This window comes from Deltaproteobacteria bacterium (genome assembly GCA_016931625.1).
In the GTDB taxonomy this organism is placed as follows: Bacteria; Myxococcota; XYA12-FULL-58-9; order XYA12-FULL-58-9; family JAFGEK01; genus JAFGEK01.
Genome location: JAFGEK010000183.1, coordinates 1 through 8,117, shown reverse-complemented (window position 1 = coordinate 8,117; position 8,117 = coordinate 1). Strand labels below are relative to the sequence as shown.

At 37.8% G+C, this 8,117-nt stretch carries 11 protein-coding genes; 8 read left to right on the top strand and 3 right to left on the bottom strand.

Annotated elements, in window-relative coordinates:
- The 6 genes from JW841_15815 to JW841_15790 all read left to right on the top strand — a co-directional run.
- A partial coding sequence (locus tag JW841_15815; protein MBN1962400.1) for an integrase occupies positions 1 to 414 on the top strand: 414 nt, incomplete at its 5' end.
- 96 nt (positions 415 to 510) lie between these two features.
- Positions 511 to 1,212, top strand: a complete 702-nt coding sequence (locus JW841_15810) for a hypothetical protein (protein MBN1962399.1) — start codon at positions 511 to 513, stop codon at positions 1,210 to 1,212.
- Between the two features lie 201 nt (positions 1,213 to 1,413).
- A complete protein-coding gene (locus tag JW841_15805) occupies positions 1,414 to 1,623 on the top strand; it encodes a hypothetical protein (protein MBN1962398.1) in 210 nt (69 codons plus the stop codon).
- 167 nt (positions 1,624 to 1,790) lie between these two features.
- On the top strand, positions 1,791 to 1,943 hold the full coding sequence (locus JW841_15800) for a hypothetical protein (GenBank protein ID MBN1962397.1): 153 nt from the start codon (positions 1,791 to 1,793) through the stop codon (positions 1,941 to 1,943).
- A gap of 99 nt (positions 1,944 to 2,042) precedes the next feature.
- A complete protein-coding gene (locus JW841_15795; protein ID MBN1962396.1) occupies positions 2,043 to 3,245 on the top strand; it encodes a DNA cytosine methyltransferase in 1,203 nt (400 codons plus the stop codon).
- Positions 3,238 to 4,140, top strand: a complete 903-nt coding sequence (locus JW841_15790) for a restriction endonuclease (protein ID MBN1962395.1) — start codon at positions 3,238 to 3,240, stop codon at positions 4,138 to 4,140. The genes JW841_15795 and JW841_15790 overlap by 8 nt, the downstream gene beginning before the upstream one ends.
- Positions 4,141 to 4,214: 74 nt before the next feature.
- Here JW841_15790 and JW841_15785 read toward each other — a convergent pair whose 3' ends face one another.
- From JW841_15785 to JW841_15775, 3 genes are read right to left on the bottom strand one after another with little or no spacing between them, the layout of a single operon-like run.
- A complete protein-coding gene (locus JW841_15785) occupies positions 4,215 to 4,892 on the bottom strand; it encodes a hypothetical protein (GenBank protein MBN1962394.1) in 678 nt (225 codons plus the stop codon).
- Entirely contained in the window at positions 4,889 to 5,764 is an 876-nt protein-coding gene (locus JW841_15780) for an AAA family ATPase (GenBank protein ID MBN1962393.1), read from the bottom strand. The genes JW841_15785 and JW841_15780 overlap by 4 nt, the downstream gene beginning before the upstream one ends.
- Before the next feature lie 33 nt (positions 5,765 to 5,797).
- Positions 5,798 to 6,115: an AAA family ATPase gene (locus JW841_15775; GenBank protein ID MBN1962392.1), complete on the bottom strand. Its 318-nt coding sequence runs from the start codon at positions 6,113 to 6,115 to the stop codon at positions 5,798 to 5,800.
- A gap of 327 nt (positions 6,116 to 6,442) precedes the next feature.
- On the opposite strand from JW841_15775, the gene JW841_15770 reads away from it, so the two are divergent.
- Both JW841_15770 and JW841_15765 read left to right on the top strand, forming a co-directional pair.
- Positions 6,443 to 7,318 (top strand): hypothetical protein, encoded by an 876-nt coding sequence (locus JW841_15770; protein ID MBN1962391.1) that lies wholly within the window; start codon positions 6,443 to 6,445, stop codon positions 7,316 to 7,318.
- A 244-nt stretch (positions 7,319 to 7,562) separates the two neighbouring features.
- Positions 7,563 to 8,117, top strand: a 555-nt coding sequence (locus JW841_15765; protein MBN1962390.1) for a bifunctional DNA primase/polymerase, incomplete at its 3' end; no start/stop codon positions are given.

The window sequence follows — 8,117 nt, the reverse complement described above, 5'->3', positions numbered from 1 at the left end:
TTGCGTTGGCGTGATTATGAGCCAGTACAAAAACCATTAGGCCGTTTGTCGATAGTGGCGTCATACAATACGCATCTTAAGCACGAAAAATCAGTTAAAACCGAGCAACCGCGGCGCTTGCCTGTGAATCCACAACTCGCCGCTATTTTACAAAAGTGGCAGCAACAAGACTGGCCGATATTTTTTGGCCGCAAACCAAACCATGATGACCTTATAGTGCCGTCACGCAAACTTAATAATCGCAATGTCAATCATGGGCTGAAACGTTGGCATCAAGACCTTGAGCGGCTTGATATTCGCAAACGTCGCCAACACGATGCCCGGCGTACCTTTATAACTTTGGCAATCAATGACGGCGCGCGCAAAGAAATACTTGAATGGATTACCCATGGTCGCCGTGGCGATATTATCTAGCTCTACAACGAGCCGCCGTGGGAGCTTCTATGTGGTGAAGTGGTAAAACTAAATATAGACCTTATAACTAAGAAGAACTTTGATAAAAATGATAGCGTGTCCGGAGGGCCCGTCGCGCGAGCGGACTATGGCTCACACGCACGAAGCAACCTAGAATCGGTTTGTACTAAAGAAGAAGAATTGCCAGCTTTAATCGAAGGCAGTGTTGGAGCGAGGGCGATGGCCGAGGACGCGCGCCTAACCATGAATGAAAAGAATCGAAGAACCACACCATTTGAGACAAAAGCGAGCGAAAAAAAACCTAATGAAATCGCGGGTCCTGACCTACAAGATACAACCGTACACCCCAAGTTTGCGCAAGGGTTGCTACAGTTAGAAAAAAGTTCAATGATTTCAACTAGTAAAATGGCGGGGTGGACGGGACTTGAAAGCGCCCAAGTGTCCGATTTTAAAGGCGATTTAGCAACGCCTCGTGCTAGTGAAAACGAAGTTTCAAGGGGTTACGCCCCAGGGCCTTGCTACGTTTCGCATGGTTTAGCGTCATCTCAGTGTAGCAATGTAGCAAACGTAGCAAATGAGGCAAAAACGGGGGCAGCGGAGTCAGCTGGGTTGGCTGAGTCTGTGGGGTTAGTGTCGCGAGAGTTAGAGAATGAGTCGCCAAGTAAGCAGCTAATTAAAGTGTTGGGTGAAGTATTGGCGACAATAGAGGCGGGCGAGGTTGAGAAGGCGCGGGTGATGATTGAATCGCTGAAGATTGGGGTTGAGTTGGGCAGTGGTAGGAGAAATAAAAATATGTAATAAGAGGCTACATAAGATTGCCATCTGCAACAATGCACGATGTGTGATTCATTGACGTGTCAGTATCATGAAATAAAAAACCCGCCGTCGTTTTTACCGACAGCTGGGAGCTTATGAACTCTGCCATTATTTATGGCAGGTAAAGTTATGGTACTAAATGATGTTTAAAATCGTCAATAGTTGAAAAGTTAGAGAAAATAAATGCCGCAAGAAAGTGATCAATATACGTATAACGTTGCTTGGTTAGATGAAGATCAAGATTATGTTGGTCTTTGTGCTGAATTTCCTAGCCTTAGTCATTTGGCAGTATCACAAGAAGCGGCACTGCGTGGTATTCGTAAACTTATAGCCGCAGTTATTTACGATATGATGTGCAATAATGAAATTATACCAGAGCCAATTATATGTTAATTGTTAAGTAATATTATGTGGTTATATTAAGCATCATTTGGCTTGATTTTATAAACCTGTTTAGTAAGTTAATAATTAGAAGTGGTTCTCACGGGAGCCAAACTTGATCCCCCCGGGTTCTTTGTTCTTTGCGATCAAACACCCCGGGGTTTTTTAGGGGGAGAATTGTGTCGTGCGCAACCCGTGTTCTTTTATTTGTTAACGGCAATAATTGGTATCTTGCTCTAAAAGAAGCTGGTATCAGTAGACTTGCTCATTTATCTTACATGAAAATCGCTAAGAAACATAGTAAAGCACGCGAATGTAGAGCTATTCATTGATTATTAGATGTTTACGACATACAAGAAAATTATTATTTTTTTAGAAACAAGTGAGCATAACTTCAAATTTAATTAGGTAATCATTTTTTGGATTTAGATATGCGTAATATAAATTCAGAAATTTCTCAGTCAGACGAAATTCGTTTTATCGATCTATTTGCTGGAGCTGGTGGTTTATCATGTGGTTTAGAACAAGCAGGATTCAAACCTATTTTAGCAAATGAAATAAACGAGACGTATGCATCAACATACAAAACAAACAATCCTGATTGTGATGTAATTATAGGGGACGTTAAAAATATAAGTAGGAAAAAAATAGCAGATATTATGAAAAAATATGGCGAAATTGATTTAATTGCTGGTGGTCCTCCATGCCAAGGTTTTTCAATAAATGCACCTATAAGAAATCTCGATGATCAACGAAATCATCTTTTTAAAGAGTTTATTAGAATCACGAAGGAGATAATGCCAAAGGCCGTGCTAATTGAAAATGTGCCTGGAATTATTTCATTAGGCAAGGGCACAGTTGTAGAACAAATTTATAAAGAATTAGAATTTCTCGGTTATAAGTTATCACATAGAATTCTTTTTGCTGGGCATTATGGTGTACCGCAAATGCGATTTAGAACGGTATTTATAGGACTTAGAGATTTCCATAAGCCGATTTTATTTCCAGAACCAGAATATAATTCAACTGCGCAAGCAAATTTTACAGATGCAAAAAAACTATGTTTATCAATACTACCGATACTGGCCCAAAAATTAAAGGAACAGATAAACGTCTGGGACGCTATTTCAGATTTGCCTCCTATAAATAGTGAAAAAAAAATTGGAGAATATCCTTATTTATCTTCACCAAAAACAACTTTTCAAAAATATATGCGCCGGGGTGCAAAAAAAATAACAAGTCATTTTTGTAACAGTTTAGCAAAGATAAATATTGAGAGGTTGAAACATATTCCATTAGGAGGAAGTTGGCGGGATATCCCATTCGATCTTTTGCCAAAAGGCTTAACAAGAGCAAAGCGCAGTGATCATACAAAACGATATGGTAGGCTTCATCCTAATTCACTATGTTCAACTATACTTACAAAATGCGATCCTCATTGGGGCAGTTTTTTTCATCCATATCAAGATAGAGTCATCACTGTGAGAGAAGCTGCGAGAATTCAATCGTTTCCTGATCGATATATATTCAAAGGAAATATGACAAAGCAATATCAACAAGTTGGTAATGCTGTGCCACCTTTAATGGCATATTCAATCGGTTTAGCAATAAGGGAAATGATAACAAATGCTTAATCGTCCCCGTAAAGATATTGTCGAAATTTTTGGTTATTCACCTGATGACACAACAAGACAGTGTAGAACCCTCTGGAATATTGGAGCTTGCCCCTTTATTAACAAAACATGCAGTAAAACAAACCATGATAAATCGATTACGTATGGCACGTGCAGCGTAACATCACCATTTGGAGATTGCATCATATGCCCAAATCGTTTGTATGCTGATAACTATAATTCATTAAAAGAAGTTTCAAAGGATGCATTTGGTGAGAATATTCCGTTTTTCACATTTGATGATTTTATTAAAAATAGAGAAAATATTAGTAAATGCATCGTTGCGCTAGGAATGAATTCAGGTAAAGAAATTAAGGTAGGTAATAGTCTTTCAATGGATTGGGTTCTTGCAAAAATATTAAATGGGACTTTGAATGAATATACAGGTATAGAAGTTCAAAGCATAGATATAACAGGTAATTACCGTGATACATGGTATGCATATAAAAACATAAAGACAGCAAAAACAATTCCCACTTCCGCTCATGGGATGAATTGGGCAAACGTACATAAAAGATTAATCCCGCAATTAATTAGGAAAGGACAAGTATATTCTAGGTCAGCACTTGTTAAAACTGGGATATATTTTATTTTGCCAAATATAGTGTATAGAAAGTTTGAAGAAATAATCGGTAAAGATATTCCATTATTAACAAATAAAAGAGCAGACAATATCACAGTACATACTTATGCTCTTAGCGATCAGGTGCTACATGGCCAACAACGTGGTTTAAAAATTGAACGAAAAATACGTTTTTCACTCGACGATTTTTCTAAGAGATTTATTTCTGGCCCTAATCTTCCAAGTGGTGGAGAACTAGATCAAGCCATTAGGTGCACTTTAGGAGTAAAATGAATAACAAAGTTACAAAATATAAAATAATGCCTGGATAATAAGATGTCTGTAAATATACATAATGTAAAAATTAGTTAAATATCTTTAAAATTTTTCAGTCGCCATCGAAACATTAATGAGTATGCGTGATCAGGTTGAGCAAAGCTGTGTAACGCTTCTAGTTCTTCTTTGATCATTGTTTGCCTCTGCTCTTTAATTTGTCTATTATAAATTTCGTAGAGCAACTTCCCAAATTCATTTAGTTGTTTAAGACGCTTATATGCCAGATTTTCACGATTAAGTTTGTACTTCTTAATTGTAGCAATCCCTTTTGTTGAATTGTTTCGTGATCTAATAATTTCATCATCGAAAATTAAATGATCAGAAGGGTCTGAAGTGCCGCATGGGTCTAAACATTCGCTTACGGATAGGCTATTTTCTCTTATTTTATTCTGGCAACCTCTACAACATAGGTAAAGATTGCACCATTCATAAGCTTTTGAAGGATTAACACAAACTTCTATGTAGTGATCAACTGTCTCTTCACCTCCATAGCCTTGAGTATTAGTATCAAATATAAGTTTGCATTCGCAGTAAAAACATTTCTGGCTACTCATTGCCGCAAGTTGATCAATAATTTGATTGTGTGCATATCTTTTTTTTTGTGGTCGTTCTTTTTTATCAATCTGGCGTTTTGCAATAAACTCTTTAGTCCACTTGTCAGCATTGCTAGCAAGTGGTTCTGGACAAGGGAGGCGGGTTAATAGAATCAAGGTGAAACCTTATTTAATAAAGAATCGATACGTAGCCAAGCAAATGCTTCTTGATTCAATGAGAGGAGTTCCTTTTCAATTTTTTCTCTCTCTGTTTTATTGTTCTGCTTTATTGCTTCATTACGCTGGTAAAGTAATTGTGTGATTTTTTCACTAAAAGGTGGTGTTGCTGAAAAAGCATCTGACATCAGGACTTCATCCACAGGTTCGTTGGCAAAAGTGCGAGTTACGTCAACAACCTCACATGTCTGGTCTTTGGCCCGACATACAAATACTCTGGCTTCAGGAGACGAAGCAACAATGAATGGTGAGTGGGTAGCAGCAATTATTTGTATATTTGGAAAGACTGCGCGAATTATAGGCAAGAATTTTTTCTGCCATTTAGGGTGAAGATGATTTTCTGGCTCATCGATGAGTAAAAGTCCAGGTGTATTTAGTAGATTATCTGATTGATTATTTGAAACCATATAACATGAATACATTTTGCCTAGTAGTCCAAGCATTCTTTGAATAAAATATAAACTTCCGGCAGAGAGCTTCTCTATACTGATTTCTCTATTTCTATGCTTGAATATTGGTGAAAAAGTAGATCTTGCAATATGACTTAAGGCTCCATCGTTGATAGCTTTCTCTGTAATTGTGCTCAAAGCTTGCCATAACAATTCACCAACTTTTTGTTCTTCGTTATCTCTACTATCTCTAAGGTAATCGATATAACAGATCAGGTTCGTTGCAAAAGAATTTTGAGTATTTCCGGCAAATGCGTTTGAGAGATATACCCTAGGGTTAGGTGCACTAAAGTTTTGAATTCGAAAAGGATCTGTTGCCAAAGCTGATTGCCAATAGTCAACCACCCATTTTGGATTTGACACATTTCCGTTTTGTACCTGGATTGGAAGATTTGACTATGGTGTTTGTGGATTACCATGAACATCAAAACGGTCTACGTGAAGAGTTGTGTTAATCATTTCACTATTAATATTTCTATCAACAATCGCTTCGATAATGAATTTATCTCCTTCACGATATATAGGACGGGTAGGTTTTCCAAAAGATGTTCCAAATGCAACGCGGATACTATCTAGTAAGATACTTTTACCGGTTCCGTTTTCGCCAGTTAACACAATAAGTTGTGAAGCTTTACCGGTTTCTTGATTAGTAAAATTAAGTTCAACACTATCGAATGGGCCAATATTGGCGAGTTTTAATCCTAATAAGTGCATATTTATTGACTTTCTTTCGCCACATAATAGCCAAAGAATGATTTCTAAGCAAATAATGAATAATATGTTTGATATTTAAAAGCAAAATTAAGAAACTGAATGAACTTTAAATAAAATCATATTGGATATGGTAATGAAAATTCGTGTAGTAATGCCCTAGTTGTTAATTTAAGGTATACGATCGCGTAGCTAGTAAAACAACCTTGGTACACTCACTGCAATATGATTTCCTAACTATGTGACAACTAAACCAACGAATACCGAACTCAGCATTGATGCTCAAAACCTACTGCGTATGATATTTGATTGGTGGCTTGAGAGATGCGAATGGCCGAAAGCGGGTTCATATTAGGCAGGTCAAAAGAAGAGCTAGTGTCGCCAGACCTTATCGATCAAATATTGAGAGATTTAATAGATCGAAATTATATTACCGAAATTGGTGGCTATAGACGGCTTGCTCTTAGATTACCAGTCATGGCTTGTTTTATAGAAGCTAAACGCACTCTGCGTCATATCGTTGCATTTCTTGATATGGCTCAAGAAGACTTGGCCGCTAATCCTGATGAAGAAGCATTTCGCAACTACAGCATATTGGAAGTTGCATCTCGCTTACATATCGGTCTGATAGATTGCCGACGAATGATTCAAATATTAGGTGCTGAAACTTCAATCAGTGGTTATCGTGATGCATGGCAACCAGAAGATAAAGTGAAATTATCTCATGAGCAAATACTAAAGCATAATACGTTTACTACTCCTTATGATTGGCGCAATTTAGCGTCAGCAACATCAGCCGAAGATTATTTGATTAAATTTCATGGTAAAAGCGCACTGCCGTATCAATTAAGTTCAATCAATAACCATCAATTAAACGAAGTTGTTTTGCACCTGGATAGAGATAATCACGAGGTTTGGTTAGATGGTTGCAACGCTAATGTTCCAAAGGGTGAGCATTTTGAAACGTTTTGTAAGCTTGTTGATGAAGGAGTTTATTCTTTTGATGGTAATAGCGGGCCTGTAAGAACTAAAACCGCAATTAGACGTCAAATGAAAGATCTGCGCGATGCTATACAATTTGCAGCACAGCAGGCAAACCTCCCAAGATTTAAGGTTGAGGAATTTATTATTTCAGACTCTGGGCAAGGATATCGCTTACAGTTAAAAACTGATCGTTGGCATTTAATATTACCTGATTGGTTGTAGATCTCACAAATCGGATATTTTTAAATTACGATCTCACAATTGTCACTTTTTACGTTCTTTGGATCTCACAATTATCGTTTTCGACATTCGCCAAAACTTACTTTTTAGCATTTTAGCAAGTACGGATCTCACAGCAAATCCTTGTAACATATTGATATAATTAATGAATTGCCAATCATGTAAATGCGCGAGTAGTGTATCAGCTCATGAGAAGAAAAATTTATGAGCAACAAAGGATTTTTACATGATTTGCACTATCGAATTAATTCTTAGCTATGCCGCAAAAGGTTGGCCTACTATTCCCATTGAACCAAGGGGCAAAAAGCCACTCATACCATGGGCAGATTTCCAGCAGCGAGTGCCTACAACAGAAGAGGTGCAAGCGTGGTTTGAAAAATGGCCTGATGCAAACATAGGCATCGTTACAGGCAAGATATCGCAACTAATAGTTGTTGATGTTGATAGCGAGCAAGCGCAAGCAACTATCGATAAACTTTTGCCCGATAGTTTAGTAACGCCCGTAGCAAAGACAGCTAAAGGTAAGCACTACTATTTTGTTCGCCCACCAGGTGGCTTGCAAAATAGGGTGCGTGTTGATGGTGTTGCTTTAGATGTTAGGTGTGACAGTGGTTATGTTGTTGCACCGCCGTCTGTTCATAAATCAGGTTTAGCTTATGAGTGGATAGTATCACCTAATGACGCGGCTCTTGCTGAGTTACCGCAATCAATAATTGATCTGATAGAGAAAGATAGCAAAGCGCAACTGGTAGCAACACCGGCATTATCAGTAATGTCTACT

Coding starts and splice junctions, on each gene's coding strand:
- JW841_15805 (MBN1962398.1), top strand. CDS start 1,414: ATGCCGCAAGAAAGTGATCAATATACGTATAACGTTGCTTGGTTAGAT.
- JW841_15795 (MBN1962396.1), top strand. CDS start 2,043: ATGCGTAATATAAATTCAGAAATTTCTCAGTCAGACGAAATTCGTTTT.
- JW841_15770 (MBN1962391.1), top strand. CDS start 6,443: ATGGCCGAAAGCGGGTTCATATTAGGCAGGTCAAAAGAAGAGCTAGTG.
- JW841_15775 (MBN1962392.1), bottom strand. CDS start 6,115: ATGCACTTATTAGGATTAAAACTCGCCAATATTGGCCCATTCGATAGT.
- JW841_15790 (MBN1962395.1), top strand. CDS start 3,238: ATGCTTAATCGTCCCCGTAAAGATATTGTCGAAATTTTTGGTTATTCA.